Below are 16,234 nucleotides of genomic sequence, written 5' to 3'. Positions count from 1 at the left end.
ACACGGGCTGTCGCGGCTGACGCCGCCCCCGTCGTCCACCCCTGCGCAGCCAACCCGGAGCAGTCGTGTCGTTCGTCCGCAGTTATACGAAGCCGAAGGTGTTCGGCATCACCGTCCTCGCCGCGCTCGTCCTGGGAGCCTTGGCGGGCTACGTCGCCAAGAGCACCGACCAGGCGTGGCTCACCACCACCCTCGGCCACATCGGTGACGCCTTCACCAGCCTCTTGCAGTTCACCGTCATCCCCCTGGTGTTCACCGCGATCGTCGTGGGCATCACCAGCCTGCGCCGCCTCGGCAACTCGCGCGCCGCGCGGCTGGGCGGCAAGACGCTGCTGTGGTTCGCCGCCACGTCGCTGATCGCCGTGCTCATCGGCCTCGCCATCGCGTTGGTGTTCAAGCCGGGCTCGGGCGTGCAGGTCGAGCCGTCGCAGGCGGCGGTGGAGAAGCTCGCCGCACGTGACCAGGGCTCTTGGAGCACGCTGCTGGAGACCCTGATCCCGTCCAACCTGTTCAGCGCGTTCACCGAGGGTGAAGTGCTCCAGGTCGTGTTCATCTCGGTGCTGGTCGGCTTCGCCGCGTACGCGCTCGGCGACAAGGCCGCGCCGTTCGTCACGCTGACCCGGTCGGTGTTCGACCTGATCCAGAAGGTCGTCGGCTGGATCGTGCTGCTCGCCCCGATCGGCGTGTTCGGGCTGATCGGCACCGCGTTCGCGACGTACGGCAACTCGTTCGTCCAGCCGCTGTTCTCGCTGATCGCGTCGGTGTACGGCGGGTCGCTGCTGGTGCTGTTCGTGGTGTACCCGCTGCTGCTGCGGTTCGTCGGCCGGGTGTCGCCGGTGACGTTCTTCGCCAAGGCGTGGACCGCGATCCAGTTCGCCTTCGTGTCCCGCTCGTCGGGCGCGACGCTGCCGCTGAGCAGGCAGACCGCGGCCAACCTCGGCGTCGACAACGACTACGCGTCGTTCGCCGTGCCGCTGGGGACGACCACGAAGATGGACGGTTGCGCCGCGGTGTACCCGGCCATCGCCACGGTGTTCATCGCGAACCTGTTCGGCGTGCAGCTGGGTGTGTGGCAGTACGTGGCGATCGTCGCCGTGGCCGTGTTCGGCGCGCTGGCCACCGCCGGGACCACCGGCTGGTTCACCATGCTGACGCTGACCCTGGGCGCGGTGAACATGCCGCCGGAGGTCATCGCCACCGGTGTCGCCGTGGTCTACGCGATCGACCCGATCCTGGACATGGTCCGCACGGCCACCAACGTGACCGGCCAGATCACCGTCCCGGTCCTGGTCGCCCGCTCCGAGGGCCTGCTGGACGACGAGGTGCTGAACGCCCCCAGCGACCCGCCGCTGCTCACCACCCCCCGCCCCACCCCCACCCCCGTCCCCGCCTGACCCTCTCCACCTGTTCGACCCTCCCCACCCGTTCCATCCTGTTCCGACCGCTCACCTCACCCGACCTGGACGTAGGACACGCGCGTTCCGGACGTAGGACACGCGCGCGAGTCCTACGTCCAGGTCGCGCGTGTCCTACGTCCGGAACAGCCGTGTCCTACGTCCAGGACCCCCGAGTTCAACGCTCAGAACGCGGAACGGCGGGTCACGGACCGCATCGGTGCAGGTCCGCCGGGTCCGGGGCGACGGTCGGCCAGCCGGGCAGGAACTCCGGCGCGCGCACCACCGGCGTGCAGCCCACCTCGCCACCCCCGTCGGCCAGCGAGAACACCTGCGCGAACCACCGCCCGCAGTCCGCCGGCCCCGGGCACCCCCGCTGCACGGCCACCACGTCCGCGACCGTGTCCTTGTTCACGTCGTGCAGCGCCAAGTACGCCCCGTCGGACACGTACGGCACCTGCGCCCGTGACCAGGCCCCCGACCTGCGCACCAGCACCTCGCCCCGCACCTCGCCGCCGACCTCGCCACGCACCAGGCACACCGCGACCTCGGCGTCCACGCACTGCAGCGAACCCGCGTCGATCCGGGCTCCCGAAGACGCGATGGTCAACTCGAAGATGTTCGGCCCGGACGCCTCGCTGATCCGGATCCGGCCCGCGCCCTCGCCGACCACCAATTCCACTGAATCGACACCGACCTCCTGCTTCACCACCGAACGGCACGCGGTCGTGCCGCACCGCAATTCGTCCTGAGGCGCCGCGGTGTCGGGGGCGGCCGCCGGTGCGGGGCGCAGTGACCAGGCGATTGCCAGGCCCGCGATGGTCGTGAGCACAGCAGCGCAAGCTGTCAGAAGCGCGGCGGTGGGCGGGCGTGTCACGATTCCCGATTGTTCCACCCAAGCGTGAGCTGTCTCTCGGTCACCGGGAACTGACGGGTCACTAAACTCCCGGACCATTGCCGCTCCAAGTCCCAGCGTTGCCAGGAGGTAGGACGTCGTGTCGCTGCGCAAGGTCCTCGTCGCCAACCGCGGTGAGATCGCCGTCCGGGTCATCCGTGCCTGTCGAGACGCCGGTCTGGCCAGCGTCGCCGTGTACGCCGACCCGGACCGGGACGCCCCGTTCGTCCGGTTGGCGGACGAGGCGTTCGCCCTGGGCGGCAGCACGCCCGGGGACAGCTACCTCTCCATCGACAAGCTCCTCGACGTGGCCAAGCGGGCGGGCGCCGACTCGGTGCACCCCGGCTACGGCTTCCTGTCCGAGAACGCGGACTTCGCGCAGGCGGTGATGGACGCGGGCCTGATCTGGATCGGGCCGACCCCGCAGGCCATCCGCGACCTGGGCGACAAGGTGACCGCGCGGCACATCGCGATGCGCGCGGGCGCGCCGCTGGTGCCCGGCACCAAGGACCCGGTCAACGGCCCGGAGGAGATCATCGCCTTCGCCCGGGAGCACGGCCTGCCGGTCGCGATCAAGGCGGCGTTCGGCGGTGGTGGCCGCGGTCTGAAGGTGGCGCGCACGCTGGAGGAGATCCCCGAGCTGTTCGACAGCGCGGTGCGCGAGGCCGTCACGGCGTTCGGCCGCGGCGAGTGCTTCGTGGAGCGGTACCTGGACAAGCCGCGGCACGTCGAGGCGCAGGTGCTGGCCGACCAGCACGGCAACGTCATCGTCGTCGGCACGCGCGACTGCTCGTTGCAGCGCCGCCACCAGAAGCTGGTCGAGGAGGCGCCCGCGCCGTTCCTGACCGACGAGCAGCGGGCCGAGATCCACCGGTCGGCGCGCGCCATCTGCAAGGAGGCCGGCTACCACGGCGCCGGCACGGTCGAGTACCTGGTCGCGGTGGACGGCACGATCTCGTTCCTGGAGGTCAACACCCGCCTGCAGGTGGAGCACCCGGTCAGCGAGGAGACCGCGGGCCTCGACCTAGTGCGCGAGCAGTTCCGGATCGCCGCCGGCGAGGAGCTGCGGTTCACCGAGGACCCGACCCCGCGCGGCCACTCGATCGAGTTCCGCATCAACGGCGAGGACGCGGGCCGCAACTTCCTGCCCGCCCCCGGCACGGTCACCACGTTCACCGCCCCGTTCGGCCCCGGTGTCCGGGTGGACGCGGGCGTGGAGAGCGGCACGGTCATCGGCGGCCAGTTCGACTCGCTGCTGGCCAAGCTGATCGTCACCGGCGAGGACCGCACCCAGGCCATGGAGCGGGCACGGCGCGCGCTGGACGAGATGGTGGTGGAGGGCATGGCGACCGTGCTGCCGTTCCACCGCGCGATCGTGCGCGACCCGGCGTTCGTGGGCTCCGAGGACGGCTTCACCGTGCACACGCGGTGGATCGAGACGGAGTTCGACAACACCATCGCACCGTTCACCGACGGCGCGGAGGCCGAGGAGGACGAGCCGCGGCAGACGCTGGTGGTCGAGGTCGGCGGACGGCGGCTGGAGGTCTCGCTGCCCGGTGAGCTCGCGCTGACCGGCGGTGGCGGTGGCGGCGCCAAGGCGGGGGTGAAGGCCAAGCCGCGCAAGCGCGGCGGCAGCAAGGGCGGTGCGGCGGCGTCGGGTGACGCGGTGGCCGCGCCCATGCAGGGCACGATCGTCAAGGTGGCCGTCGAGGACGGGCAGCCGGTCGAGGCGGGCGAGCTGATCGTCGTGCTGGAGGCCATGAAGATGGAGAACCCGGTCATCGCGCACAAGTCCGGCGTGGTCACCGGCCTGACCGCCGAGCAGGGCTCGACGGTCACCCAGGGCACGGTCATCTGCGAGATCAAGGAATAGGCTCACTGTGTGAGCGAGCGGGACATCCGGATCGGCGACGCGGAGCGCGAGCACGCGCTCGAACTGCTCGGCACGCACCTCAGTGAGGGGCGGTTGAGCGTGGACGAGTACGGCGAGCGCTCCGCCCGCGTCGCCACCGCGAAGACCCGCGGCGACCTGTACGGGCTGTTCGGCGACCTGCCCGCGCCGCGGCCGCGGTTCACGCAGGTCGACCCGTCCGCGCCGGTGGCGCAGGCGTCCGCCCGGCGCGGGCTCCCGGTCGACTTCCGGGTCAGCAGCGCGGCCGTCACGGCGGTCGCGCTGATCAGCGTGGTGCTGTTCTTCGTGGCGAAGACGCCGTTGGTGTTCCTGCTGATCCCCGCGGCGATGCTGCTGATCGGCCGGATGGGCAGGCGGTGAGCGCGCCGACGCTGCTGCTGCTCGACCTGGACGGCGTGCTGCGGCGGTTCCCACCGGACGAGCCGATCGAGGACCGGTACGGCCTGCCGCGCGGCACGTTGGCGCGGGTGTCGTTCCCGCTGTCCGGACCCGCGACCGCGGGCCGTGCCACCGATGAGGAGTGGCGCTCGGCGGTGCGGGAGCGGTTGGTCGCCGAAGGGCTGCCGGAGGGGCACGCGGCCGACGTGGTGGCGGCGTGGACCCGGGTCGGCGAGGTGATCCCCGAGGCGTTGGACCTGGTGCGGCGGGTGCGCAAGCGGTGCCGGGTGGCGTTGCTGTCCAACGCGACCGACCGGCTGCCGCGCGACCTGGCGGCGTTGGGGCTGGACCGCGAGGTGGACGCGGTCGTGTCGTCCGCCCGGATCGGGGTGGCCAAGCCGTCGCCCGAGGCGTTCCGGCGCGCGCTGCGCGTGCTCCAACACTCCCCTTCGGGGACGTTGTTCTGCGATGACAACGCGGAGAACGCGCAGGCGGCGCGGACGATCGGCATCGACGCCGTGCACACGCCGGACTTCGCCGCGCTGCACGGGGCGTTGTCGTCACGTGGCCTGCTGGACGACGGCGTCGGCACCGGTTCGTCCGGACCTTCGGGTTCGTTGTTGCTGGTCCTGCACGACCGCGACGACGCCGAGGAAGCCGCGCGGGAACTGGCGGCGGCCGGTTGGTCGCCGTGCGCGGTGCACAAGGACCTGCTCGCCGGCGAGGACGACGCCGAGGACGCCGACTGGGTGGTGGAGTTGACCACCGGTCCCGACGACCAGCCCGCGTCCGCCCACCGCGGGCTGCTCGAAGAGCTGGCCGGGCGCTACGACGGGTTCGTGACGGACTAGTCTCCCTGCCCACCGAGGTCGCCCAGGCGGCCCGCCCGTTCGAGCGGAACGAGGACCACCCGGCATGGAGGCCGTCGAGATCAACGCGGGTGAGCTCTACCTGCGCGCGCTCCGCGCCGACGACCGCATCGACGACCGGGTGGCGCTGGTGGCGGGCGGCCTGTTCCCCGACCTCGACGCGGCGGGCGCGCACATCGCCGAACGCGCGGACCGGTGGCACACCGAAGAGTCCTGCTCCTGGGCCGTGTGCGACCAGCTCACCGGCACGGCCGTCGGCGTGGTCGCCCTGACCCGCACCGGCGAACTCACCTGCTGGACCACGCCCGACCTGCGCGGCAAGGGCATCGCGACGCACGCGACCTCGGCCGTGCTGCGGTTCGGCTTCGGCTTCCTCGACCTCCCGCTCGTCACCGCAAGACCCCCGGACGGACCGGCGCGTCGCGTCGCCGAGAAGTGCGGCTTCACAGCCGAGGGTCCACTTGGCGTGTGGACCCGGCTACGGTAGGTGTCCATGAGGGGTGCTCGGGTGCTCACCGCCACGCTCTGCGCGTTGGCGCTGGCCTCCTGCACGCCCGTCCCGGAGAAGAAGGCCGACGGCCGGGTGGACGAACCGCTGCCCGCCACCACGACCACCGCGCCGTCGTTGCCGCCCCGGCCGCGGGAGATCCGGCTGGACGACGTCGACCCGTGCGCGGTCCTCTCACCCGAACAGCGCATCGCGCTGAGCCTGGACAACCCGCCGAGCGGTTATGTGGAAGCGGGCTTCGGCAACGCGAAGGCGTGCACCATGCGCAGCAACATCAGCGGGAACGTGGTCCGGCTGGCGCTCGTCACAGTGGAGGGCGTCGGCGTGTGGCTCAGCGAGAACGCACAGGTCGACGCCGAGCAGATCACGGTGGCCGGGTTCCCCGGCCTGACCGTGCGGACGCCGGGAATGGACAACGTGTGCAACGTCGAGGTGGACGTCGCGGAGGGGCAGTTCCTCGACGTGATGTTCCGCGACGGCGGTAACGAAACAGCGGCCAAGCAAGACACGCTGTGCCAAGGGGCGCAACGGGCGGCAGAAGCGGCGGTAGCCGGTTTGTTGCAACGACGCTGACCCACGCGGGGGATGTGCGGTGCACCTACTCCCCGTTGTCAGACCGTGTGGCTAGAGTGACCGTGCGCGATGGATATCGGGAGTGCGCGGTGGGAACGAGGAAGGCGGGAGGTTGTCCATGCCGTCGGAAGACCACGGCCACGGCGCTGACACGGGCTCACCACCGCCCCTGTCGCACACGTTGAACGTCGAGCCGAGTGCCATCCCCAGCTTGCGCAGCGCGTTCGCAGGCGCGTTGACGAAGCTGGACCAGCAGATCGAGCTGGCCATCACCGAGGTCAGGGTCCGACCGTGGGCCGGTGATCCGGTGAGCCAGGACGCCGCGGAGAGGTTCAACGAGCGGTCGCTCGAATCGGGAGACTCGGCGCTGATCGCGTTGGAGAACTACCAGCGGCAGCTCAAGTCGGCCATGGACGCGCTCAACCTGGTCGAGCAGCAGTACAAGTCCATCGAAGACGACAACACCGGGTTGATGGGACAGCAGGGCAGCCGCTGAGCGCCCGGCGCAGGCAAGGGGAAGTTCATGCCCGATGGACACCGCTGGAGCGGGTACAGCCATGAAGAGCTGTACGAGCAGATCAACTCCGGGCCGGGGCCGAAGGCCTCGCACGCCTCGATGGAGCGGTGGCAGGGCGTCTCCGCCGCGTTGACCGAGATCAACTCCGAGCTGCACGCCGGCGTGCTGCGCTCCGGGGCTTCCTGGGAGGGCGGGGCGGCGGACCGGGCGCGGGCGGGCATCAACCCGCTGGCCGCGTGGGCCGACGACGCCCGTGCCGGCGCGGAGGTGATGCGCATCTCGGCCGAGCTCCAGGCGGACTACATCGCCAAGGCGCGCTCCGACATGCCGCCGCCGGTGAAGGTGACCGCGGAGCAGCCGAACATGCTCGTCAGCGCGTTGACCAACCTGGTCGGCGGGCAGACGGACTACGAGCAGCAGGAGAAGGCGCAGAACGCGGCCGAGCAGCGCGCGCGTGAGGTGATGACGACCTACGCCTCCAGCACCGTCTCGAACACCAGCACGTTGGGGCAGTTCCACCAGCCGCCGCAGTTGGTGATCAGCGCGCCCGAGGTCGTGCGCAACGACTCGGCGGGCGTGTCCGGGCCCGGTTGGGGGTACGGCGGTCCGCGCGGTGGCGGGCGTGGCGGCGGTCGTGGTGGGTGGCGCGGCGGCCGCGGTGGTCGCGGCGGCGGCTACTCGCCTCAGCGCCCGGCGGGTCAGCCGTGGTTCGGCGGCGGTTCGCCGACCGGCCCGTCCTCGGCGCCCGCGGCCGGGTCGACCAGACCTTCGTCGGCCACGTTACCGGCGTCCGCGTCGGGTCCGGCGACGTACGGGCCGGGTGGCGTGATCGGCGGCGCGGGTGGTCAGCAGGACAAGGACCGGCGCAAGTCGTCCTCGTCCGGGTCTCCCGAAGTGACGAACGGCCAGCACGCCGGGAACGGTGCGGGTGCCGGCGGTGCGGGAGGCGGCGGTACGGGTGGCGGCGGCGCAGGTGGCGGCGGCGCGAACCAGCAGCTGCTCCCGGGCGCGGGCGGATCCCTGCCGCTGCCCAGCGGCACGACGTCGGTGAGCTCGACGGAGATCGGTGCGTTCGCCACGGCCAACGCGCAGCACGCGGCGACGTCGACGCCGGGGTCGCCGGGCTCGATGCTCGGTGCGGGCGGTCAGGTCGGCGGGAACGACACCGTGCACAAGCGGACCGTCGCGGCGCCGGCGCAGCCCACGTTCGACCCGTTCGGCGGACTGGGCGGTCCTCGTGGCGCGGAAGAGGAAGAAGATGCCACCCACGACGCCGCTGACTACCTTCGGCAGACGGACGACATCTACGGCGTTGGCGGGACCATCTCGCCTCCGGTGATCGGGGAGAGCACTACCCACTGATGACGACGTTCGGCTTGGACTTGGGCAGCAACGACCTGCGTGAACCCGTGACCATCTCGGCGCTGGAGTTCGACGTGCTGTGGGAGCACCTGCGGCTGGAGACCATGCCGCTGGTGCTCAAGGTGCCGTCGCCGGGCAAGACGCACGCCGAGCGTGCCGAGTTGGAGCAGCGGGCGTGGGCGGACCTGGACCGACGGGGTCTGGGCCGCCCGGTGTCGCTGGACCCGTTGCTGGAAGACCTGCTGCACCTGCTCAACCGGCCGCAGCAGGAGGTGGACGGCCGTCTGTGGCTGGGGCACAGCGTGCGCGTCCTGGCCGCGGCTAAGGGCACGTCGGGCGTGCTCGCGGTGCTCTCGCACGACCAGTTGACGCTCCGTCCGGCGTCAGCGGAGGGCCTTCCCCGCGAGGCCCTCTCCGTGCTGCCGCCGCTGCCCGCCGGGCCGGGGCACTCGGTGACCCTGCCCAGCGCCGACCTGGACGCCGCCGCGGGCGTCGCCAACACGCCCGACGACCTGCAGAACGCGTTGGTGTCCCGGGGTGTCCGGGCGGAGGACGCCCGGACGTTGGCCGACATGTTCCGCGACGCGGGCAACCGCGGCCAGTTCGGCGCCGCGGCCCGTGACAAGTGGGGCAAGCGCGTCCGCCAGGAGCACGTCGTGTCGTTCTTCGACAACCCGCACGGCCGCTACATCCAACTGCGCCGCGCCACCCCGGGCCAACAACCGTGGAGCACCGTCTCCCCCGTCGACTCCCGCCGCCTGATCCAACACCTAGAAGCCCTCACCACCCCCTAATCGGCGAGTCGAACCTTCACGTCCCGCGAGTCGAACACTCAGGACCCCTGAGTTCAACGCTCAGGTCGGGATGCATCACACGGTTGGGTGAACCGTGTACGGGATCGACGGTCCCGCCCCTCGGTTATGCATGATCGAACTGCCTCCGGGCCTCCACGGGGCCTACTCGCGTACCCGCCTGCACAACCACCTCGGCGGCAAGTCGCTGCGCAACGCCATCGCCGAGGGCCGTCTGGTCAGCTACTGCCGCACGGTCGTCATCCAGCGGGAACGCATGACGAGCCTGCACACCCGGGCCGCGGCAGCGCTGCTCATGGCGGGACCGGGTGCCGCGCTGACCAGCCACACCTCAGTGTGGCTGCACGGCTGCACGGCGGCCGACACCAACCGCGTCCACCTGATGCTGGGATACGAACGCAAACTCCGGCCACGCCCCGACGTCGCGGTCCACTACCACAGCTACGACCCCGCCGACGTGAACGAGATCGACGGTCTGCGCACGATGGTGCTCGACTACGCCCTCGCCGACCTGCTCTGCCGGGGACGCCACCGTTCCACGGCCCTGGCCTGCGCCGATCAAGCACTCGGAGCCCTACCGCCGCAGCAGCGAGCCGCGTTCAAAGCCGACCTCACCGCACGCATCGCGGCTCGGCGGGACTACCGCGGCCGACGCCAGGGCGTGTTCCTCCTGGACCTCGCCACCGGCCTGCCCGAGTCCCCACCGGAGAGCACGCTCCTGCTCATGATCGCCGAAGCGGGCTTCCCGCTGCCTGAGCCGCAGTACTCCGTCCACGACCTGGACGACCGCGAGGTCTGGCGGCTGGACTTCGCCTGGCCGGACGCCCGCGTGGCCGTGGAGTACGACGGCTACGCGGCGCACGTCGACAAGGCCGAGGCCGACCGCGCTCGTGACGAGGACCTGCGGCGCCGCGGCTGGAAGGTGCTCCGGGCCGATGTCTCGGACCTGCGCAACCCCGTTCGCTTGTTCCGGGAGCTGAGCAGCGCGCTCAGTGGTCCTGGACGCAGGGCATGGGCGTTCCGAACGTAGAACTCGGGGTACCTGAGCGTTCGACACTCGGGACCTGGGCGTTCGACACGCCGGTCCCGAGTGTTCGACACGCGGGGTTAGGGGCCGATGCCCTGGCAGGGGCGGGTGCGGAGGTCGGCTACGTAGTCGTCGGGGGCGCCGGCGGCTTCGGCGGCGTCGGCCACCACGCCGATGTAGCGGGCCGAGGGCAGGCCGCCTTCGTAGGCGTCCAGGATGTAGAGCCAGGCGGTGACCGAGCCTTCCAGGGTTTGGACGCGGAGGCGGATCTTCTCGTAGAGGCCGAGGGCGCCTTCCCATCGGTCGAGGCGGGACTCGTCACGCGGGCTCACGTCGTAGAGCACGCAGAACACCTGCGAGTCGGGGTCTTCGACGATGGTGGCGAGCGCGCCCTCCCAGCCCAGGTCCTCGCCACCGAACGTCAGACGCCATCCGGCGAGCCACCCGGTCCCCGCCATCGGGGAGTAGGGGGCTCGCTCCATCATCTGGTTCGGGTCCATGTTGGACCCGTACGCGGCATAGAGCGGCACGAGCACAGCCTAGCGACCTCGCGATCACCGCGAGGCACCAGAAGACCGGACGACACACCCCGACACCCGACCGCGTACGGTTACCAGCGGCTTCCAGCGGCGCGAACGGCGCCGACGACCACGAGGAGGACGTGTCGTGACCCGCATCGTCATCATGGGCGGTGGCCCCGCAGGTTACGAGGCGGCACTGGTCGCGGCCCAGCACGGGGCCGACGTGACCATCGTGGAACGCGAGGGCCTCGGCGGCGCCTGCGTGCTCTACGACTGCGTGCCGTCGAAGACGTTCATCGCCTCCGCGGGCGGCCGCAGCGCCTTCCGCAACGCCGGTGAGCTGGGCATTCGCACGAACAACGCGGAAGCGGCGGTCGAGCTGCCGGTCGTCCACGGACGGGTGAAGGGCCTTGCGCTCGCGCAGTCCGCCGACGTCCGGGCCCGCCTGCAGCGCGAGGGCGTCCGGATCGTCAACGGCATCGGCAAGTTCTGCGACAACGCCCGCGGGCTCGCCCAGCACGAGGTCGTGGCGATCGCGAACGACGGCACGAAGGAAGTCCTGCCCGCCGATGTGGTGCTCATCGCAACCGGTGCGACCCCGCGCGTGTTGCCCGGTGCCGAGCCCGACGGCAAGCGGATCCTGACCTGGCGGCAGATCTACGACCTCCCCGAGCTGCCCGAGCACCTCGCCGTCATCGGATCGGGTGTCACCGGGGTGGAGTTCGCCTCGGCGTACACCGAACTGGGCGTGAAGGTGACCATGGTCTCCAGCCGCGACCGGGTGCTCCCGCACGAGGACGCCGACGCGGCCGTGGTGCTGGAGGACGTGTTCGCCGAACGCGGCACGGCGGTGGTCAAGCACGCCCGCGCGGACCGGGTCGAGAACGTCGGCGACGGCGTCCTGATTCACCTGGAAGACGGTCGCACGATCGAGGCGAGCCACGCCCTGATGACGGTCGGCTCCGTCCCGAACACCGCCGACCTGGGCCTGGACAAGATCGGCATCGAGCTCGGTCGCGGCGGGTACATCCCGGTCGACCGGGTCTCGCGCACCAACGTCGCCGGCGTCTACGCGGCGGGCGACTGCACGGGCCTGCTGCTGCTGGCCAGCGTCGCCGCCATGCAGGGCCGCATCGCCATGTGGCACGCGCTCGGCCAGGGCGTCAGCCCGATCCGGCTCAAGACGGTCGCGGCGAACGTGTTCACCAACCCCGAGATCGCCAGCGTCGGCATCAGCCAGCAGGCGATCGACTCCGGCGAGGTGCCCGCGCGCACGATCATGCTGCCGCTGGCCACCAACCCGCGGGCCAAGATGGAAGGCCTGCGGCGCGGTTTCGTCAAGCTCTTCTGCCGCCCGGCGACCGGGGTGGTGATCGGCGGTGTCGTGGTCGCGCCGAACGCCAGCGAGCTGATCCTGTCGATCACGCTCGCCGTGCAGAACCAGCTCACGGTGGACGACCTGGCGACCACGTTCTCCGTCTACCCGTCGCTGACCGGTTCGATCACCGAGGCCGGCCGGCAGCTCATGCGTCACGACGACCTCGACTAGGTACCGCCATCAGAGGCTGTCATTAGCCGGATCGGGTGATAGTGAGCGGTTGATCACTACTCCGACCTGAGCAGGCGGACGCTGGCCACATGCCGCTGTCCCGCCTGCACGCCGCCGTGTCGGCACAAGCGCTCGCGCTGGCACTGACCGGTTGCGCGATGACGGCGACCACGACGGCGACCACCACAGCGATCACGACATCGACGTCGGCGGCAACGTCGGCGGAAAGCGCGAAAGCGACCGAAAGCACGACAGCGGACGCGACGAGCGCGGTGGCGGCGCGGGTCGAACCGGTCGAGGTGAACGTGCCGAAGATCGCCGCGCGCTCGTCCCTGATCCCACTGGGCCTCAACGCGGACGACACCGTCGAGGTGCCGCCGGTCTCCGAGCCCATGCAGGCCGGTTGGTACGTCCACGCGCGGGCGCCGGGCGAGCCGGGCCCCGCGATCATCCTCGGCCACGTCGACGGCGACTCGCGGCCCGGGATCTTCCACCGGCTTCGCGAACTGGCCGTCGGCGACGAGGTCGAGGTGTCGAGGGCCGACGGTTCGACGCTGACGTTCCGGGTCGACCAGGTCGAGCAGGTCGCCAAGGAGCGGTTCCCGACCGACGCCGTCTACGGGGACACGCCCGAACCCGAACTGCGCCTGATCACCTGCGGCGGCACGTTCGACCGGACCGGCGGCAGCTACCTCGACAACATCATCGTCTACGCCCAGTTGATCTGAGAGGACCACCGCTGTGCAACGAAGACCGCTCACCCGGCCCGCTGTGCTGGCCGCCGCGTTATTGCTCGCAACAGCCACCACCACCGCCACCACGACCGCCACCGCCGGGGCGGGCACCCCCGACCACGGGGCGCCGACGCTCCTGCTGTCGCCGACCGAGGTCGAGCCCGGCGGCGAGATCACCGTCACGGCCGGCGGCATGTGCGAGGCGCACGACCAGGCCACGTCGCCCGGTTTCGCCGCGCCGATCGGCTTCCAGGACTCGGCCGGCACGCGGGTCGCCCGCGGCCGGGTGATCACCACCCCCGGCACCTACACCGCGCGGCTCGACTGCCTGTGGCACCGGCAACCGGGCTACGCGACGTTCACCATCCGCCTGCCGCAGCTGCGGGCGTTCACGGTGAGCCCGGCCCGGGTGCGGCCCGGTGGCGAGCTGACCGCCCGCATCCCCGCCGAGCACGACTGCACGGGGACCACGATCGGCTCGACCGGGTTCGTGGCGCCGCTGGAACTCCGGCCGCAGGGCGCCGAACTCGTCGGCACCGCCCGGGCGGTCGCCGCGCCGGGCACCTACCAGGCGACCATGCAGTGCCGCGACGGACTGTTCGCGGTCGGTTTCAGCGTGCTCGGCGACCCGCCGGCGAACCAGCCGCCGCGTCAGCCGGTCAAGAAGCCGAAGGGCGCGCCGGACACCGGCGGAGGCGGCACCTCCTGACCCGCTGGGGGGCGCCACCACCTGGCGACGCCCCCCGACCTGCCGGTCGACCCGACCTGCTGGTCGACCCGCCTGCTAGTCGACCCAGTCGAAGGTCCTGGTCACGGCCTTCTTCCACGCCGCGTAGGTCCGAGCACGGGCCTCGTCGTCCATCGCCGGGTCCCACTGCTTGTCCTGCGCCCAGTTCTGCCGGATGTCGTCCTCCGACGCCCAGAACCCGACCGCCAGGCCCGCCGCGTAGGCCGCACCCAGCGCGGTCGTCTCGTTCACCACCGGCCGGATCACCGGCACGCCCAGGATGTCGGCCTGGAACTGCATCAGCAGCTCGTTGACGACCATGCCGCCGTCGACCTTCAACGACTTCAGCGGCACGCCCGAGTCGGCGTTCATCGCGTCGATCACCTCACGGGTCTGGAACGCCGTCGCCTCCAGCACCGCGCGGGCCAGGTGGCCCTTGTTCACGAACCGGGTCAGCCCGACGATCGCGCCACGCGCGTCCGAACGCCAGTACGGCGCGAACAGGCCGGAGAACGCGGGCACGAAGTACGCGCCGCCGTTGTCCTCCACCGTGCGGGCGTGCTCTTCGATCTCGGCGGCCGTCGAGATCATGCCGAGGTTGTCGCGCAGCCACTGCACGAGCGACCCGGTGACCGCGATCGAACCCTCCAGCGCGTACACCGGTGCCTGCGAGCCGATCTTGTAGCAGACCGTGGTGAGCAGCCCGTTCTCGCTCATCACCTTGTCCGTGCCGGTGTTGAGCAGCACGAAGTTGCCGGTGCCGTAGGTGTTCTTGGCCTCGCCCGGCGACAGGCACGCCTGGCCGAACGTCGCCGCCTGCTGGTCGCCGAGGATGCCCGCGATCGGCACGCCGGCCAGCGCGCCGCGTTCGCGCACCTTGCCGTACTCCTCGGACGACGACCGGATCTCCGGCAGCATCGACAGGGGGATGCCCATGTCGGCCGCGATGCCCTCGTCCCAGCTCAGCGTGTCGAGGTCCATCAGCAGCGTGCGGGACGCGTTGGTGGGGTCGGTGACGTGCACGCCGCCGTCCACCCCACCCGTCATGTTCCACAGCAACCACGTGTCCATGTTCCCGAACAGCAGGTCACCGGCCTCCGCGCGCTCCCGCGCACCTTCGACGTTGTCCAGGATCCAGCGGATCTTGGGGCCGGAGAAGTACGTCGCCAGCGGCAGGCCGGTCTTGTCCCGGTACCGCTCCTGACCACTCTGCCCGTCCTTCTGGCTGAGCCCCGCCAACTCCTGGCAGATCTTGTCGGTGCGGGTGTCCTGCCAGACGATCGCGTTGTAGACCGGCTGCCCGGTGGTCCTGTCCCAGACGAGCGCGGTCTCGCGCTGGTTGGTGATGCCGACCGCGGCGATGTCGGCGGTGGTGAGGTCGGCCTTGGCCAACGCGCCCGCGGCCACCTGCCTGGCGTTGGTCCAGATCTCGTTCGCGTCGTGCTCGACCCACCCGGCCTTGGGGAAGATCTGCTCGTGCTCCTTCTGGTCGACGGAGACCACGCGGCCCGAGTGGTCGAAGATCATGCACCGGGTCGACGTCGTGCCCTGGTCGATCGCGGCCACGTACTTCGTCATGCGCTGGAGTCCTTTCAGACCGGGAGAACCAGGTACAGGAGTGCGGCGAGCGCGCCACCGACCAGCGGACCGACCACCGGCACCCAGGCGTAACCCCACTCGGCGCTGCCCTTGTCGCGGATGGGCAGGATCGCGTAGGCGATGCGCGGACCGAGGTCGCGGGCGGGGTTGATGGCGTAGCCGGTGGGACCGCCGAGCGAGGCGCCGATGCCGATCACGACGAACGCGACACCGGCGTAGCCGAGGGCGGAGTTGCCCAGCTGCGGGACGCCGTCCGCGCCCTCCTTCGCGGCCGGGCTCAGCAGGACCCACGCGACCAGCACGAACGTGCCGATCACCTCGGTGAGGACGTTCCAGCCGGCCTTGGGGATGGTCGGGCCCGTGCAGAAGATGCCGCGCGTGCCCGCCGGGTCGTCGTGCGCGTCGAACTGCGCCTTGTACGCCAGCCAGGCGAGCACGGCGCCGAGGAACGCGCCGACCAGCTGACCGGCGAAGTAGACCGGGACCTGGTCCCAGGGCGTCTTGTCCGCGATCGCCAGACCGAGGGTCACCGCGGGGTTGAGGTGCGCGCCGCTCGGCGCGGCGATGCTGGCTCCCGCGAAGACCGCGAAGCCCCAGCCGAGGTTGATCAGGAGCCATCCACCGGCGTTGCCCAACGTGTCCTTCAGGACGACGTTGGCGACGACACCCGCACCCAGCAGGATCAGGATTGCGGTGCCCAGCAATTCCCACACGAAGATCGAGCCACTGCTCACTCGCCGACCTCCTCGCCTTGACAGGAGGCAGCACGGTCCGGGTCCGGCGGCGCTGCCCACCCCACAATGCACGTTGACGCTAGTTCCGACCTGATCAGTTGTCCACGGGTGGCGTACCAGCGG

The 16,234-nt window shown here is 71.0% G+C and carries 17 protein-coding genes; 13 read left to right on the top strand and 4 right to left on the bottom strand.

From position 1 onward, the window contains the following. Positions 1 to 65: 65 nt before the first annotated feature. The gene (locus tag AB0K14_RS18005; protein ID WP_360458482.1) at positions 66 to 1,394 is read left to right on the top strand and encodes a dicarboxylate/amino acid:cation symporter; all 1,329 of its coding nucleotides are present in this window, start codon (positions 66 to 68) and stop codon (positions 1,392 to 1,394) included. 205 nt (positions 1,395 to 1,599) lie between these two features. On the opposite strand, the gene AB0K14_RS18000 is transcribed toward AB0K14_RS18005, so the two are convergent. Continuing rightward, positions 1,600 to 2,226, bottom strand: coding sequence for a hypothetical protein (locus tag AB0K14_RS18000; RefSeq protein WP_360458479.1), 627 nt, complete (start codon positions 2,224 to 2,226; stop codon positions 1,600 to 1,602). A 163-nt stretch (positions 2,227 to 2,389) separates the two neighbouring features. On the opposite strand from AB0K14_RS18000, the gene AB0K14_RS17995 reads away from it, so the two are divergent. The 9 genes from AB0K14_RS17995 (at position 2,390) to AB0K14_RS17955 (ending at position 10,250) form a co-directional block, all read left to right on the top strand. Further along, complete coding sequence (locus AB0K14_RS17995; protein WP_360458476.1) at positions 2,390 to 4,162, top strand: acetyl/propionyl/methylcrotonyl-CoA carboxylase subunit alpha; 1,773 nt, start codon at positions 2,390 to 2,392, stop codon at positions 4,160 to 4,162. Positions 4,163 to 4,171: 9 nt separating this feature from the next. Continuing rightward, the gene (locus tag AB0K14_RS17990) at positions 4,172 to 4,561 is read left to right on the top strand and encodes a DUF1707 domain-containing protein (protein ID WP_360458473.1); all 390 of its coding nucleotides are present in this window, start codon (positions 4,172 to 4,174) and stop codon (positions 4,559 to 4,561) included. Next, on the top strand, positions 4,558 to 5,430 hold the full coding sequence (locus AB0K14_RS17985) for an HAD-IA family hydrolase (protein WP_360458470.1): 873 nt from the start codon (positions 4,558 to 4,560) through the stop codon (positions 5,428 to 5,430). Before AB0K14_RS17990 ends, AB0K14_RS17985 begins: the two co-directional genes overlap by 4 nt. Positions 5,431 to 5,494: 64 nt before the next feature. Next, positions 5,495 to 5,935 carry a GNAT family N-acetyltransferase gene (locus AB0K14_RS17980; protein WP_360458468.1) on the top strand — a complete coding sequence of 147 codons (441 nt, stop codon included), beginning with the start codon at positions 5,495 to 5,497 and terminating at the stop codon, positions 5,933 to 5,935. A 6-nt stretch (positions 5,936 to 5,941) separates the two neighbouring features. Continuing rightward, complete coding sequence (locus tag AB0K14_RS17975; protein WP_360458465.1) at positions 5,942 to 6,529, top strand: DUF3558 domain-containing protein; 588 nt, start codon at positions 5,942 to 5,944, stop codon at positions 6,527 to 6,529. A 211-nt stretch (positions 6,530 to 6,740) separates the two neighbouring features. Next, positions 6,741 to 7,025, top strand: a complete 285-nt coding sequence (locus tag AB0K14_RS17970; protein WP_360458462.1) for a transcriptional regulator — start codon at positions 6,741 to 6,743, stop codon at positions 7,023 to 7,025. 27 nt (positions 7,026 to 7,052) lie between these two features. Continuing rightward, positions 7,053 to 8,408 (top strand): PPE domain-containing protein, encoded by a 1,356-nt coding sequence (locus AB0K14_RS17965; protein WP_360458459.1) that lies wholly within the window; start codon positions 7,053 to 7,055, stop codon positions 8,406 to 8,408. Further along, positions 8,408 to 9,202: an ESX secretion-associated protein EspG gene (locus tag AB0K14_RS17960; protein ID WP_360458456.1), complete on the top strand. Its 795-nt coding sequence runs from the start codon at positions 8,408 to 8,410 to the stop codon at positions 9,200 to 9,202. The genes AB0K14_RS17965 and AB0K14_RS17960 overlap by 1 nt, the downstream gene beginning before the upstream one ends. A 130-nt stretch (positions 9,203 to 9,332) precedes the next feature. Beyond that, complete coding sequence (locus AB0K14_RS17955) at positions 9,333 to 10,250, top strand: DUF559 domain-containing protein (RefSeq protein ID WP_360458453.1); 918 nt, start codon at positions 9,333 to 9,335, stop codon at positions 10,248 to 10,250. Between the two features lie 77 nt (positions 10,251 to 10,327). Here the strand turns inward: AB0K14_RS17955 and AB0K14_RS17950 are convergent, their stop codons facing one another. Continuing rightward, positions 10,328 to 10,777 (bottom strand): gamma-glutamylcyclotransferase family protein, encoded by a 450-nt coding sequence (locus AB0K14_RS17950; protein ID WP_360458450.1) that lies wholly within the window; start codon positions 10,775 to 10,777, stop codon positions 10,328 to 10,330. A 136-nt stretch (positions 10,778 to 10,913) separates the two neighbouring features. Between AB0K14_RS17950 and AB0K14_RS17945 the strand changes: the two genes are divergently transcribed. The 3 genes from AB0K14_RS17945 to AB0K14_RS17935 all read left to right on the top strand — a co-directional run bounded on the left by AB0K14_RS17945 (position 10,914) and on the right by AB0K14_RS17935 (position 13,760). Beyond that, the gene (locus tag AB0K14_RS17945; protein ID WP_360458447.1) at positions 10,914 to 12,317 is read left to right on the top strand and encodes an NAD(P)H-quinone dehydrogenase; all 1,404 of its coding nucleotides are present in this window, start codon (positions 10,914 to 10,916) and stop codon (positions 12,315 to 12,317) included. Between the two features lie 89 nt (positions 12,318 to 12,406). Continuing rightward, entirely contained in the window at positions 12,407 to 13,045 is a 639-nt protein-coding gene (locus AB0K14_RS17940; protein ID WP_360458444.1) for a class F sortase, read from the top strand. Between the two features lie 13 nt (positions 13,046 to 13,058). Next, complete coding sequence (locus AB0K14_RS17935; RefSeq protein WP_360458441.1) at positions 13,059 to 13,760, top strand: hypothetical protein; 702 nt, start codon at positions 13,059 to 13,061, stop codon at positions 13,758 to 13,760. 75 nt (positions 13,761 to 13,835) lie between these two features. On the opposite strand, the gene glpK is transcribed toward AB0K14_RS17935, so the two are convergent. Both glpK and AB0K14_RS17925 read right to left on the bottom strand, forming a co-directional pair. Continuing rightward, complete coding sequence (glpK, locus tag AB0K14_RS17930; protein ID WP_360458438.1) at positions 13,836 to 15,356, bottom strand: glycerol kinase GlpK; 1,521 nt, start codon at positions 15,354 to 15,356, stop codon at positions 13,836 to 13,838. Between the two features lie 14 nt (positions 15,357 to 15,370). Then, positions 15,371 to 16,111 (bottom strand): MIP/aquaporin family protein, encoded by a 741-nt coding sequence (locus tag AB0K14_RS17925; RefSeq protein ID WP_360458435.1) that lies wholly within the window; start codon positions 16,109 to 16,111, stop codon positions 15,371 to 15,373. Between the last annotated feature and the right edge of the window lie 123 nt (positions 16,112 to 16,234).

It is taken from the genome of Actinosynnema sp. NPDC050801, assembly GCF_040673975.1.
In the GTDB taxonomy this organism is placed as follows: domain Bacteria; phylum Actinomycetota; class Actinomycetes; order Mycobacteriales; family Pseudonocardiaceae; genus Actinosynnema.
Note: the sequence above shows the minus strand (reverse complement) of the source record. Positions and strands in the feature narration are given on the sequence as shown.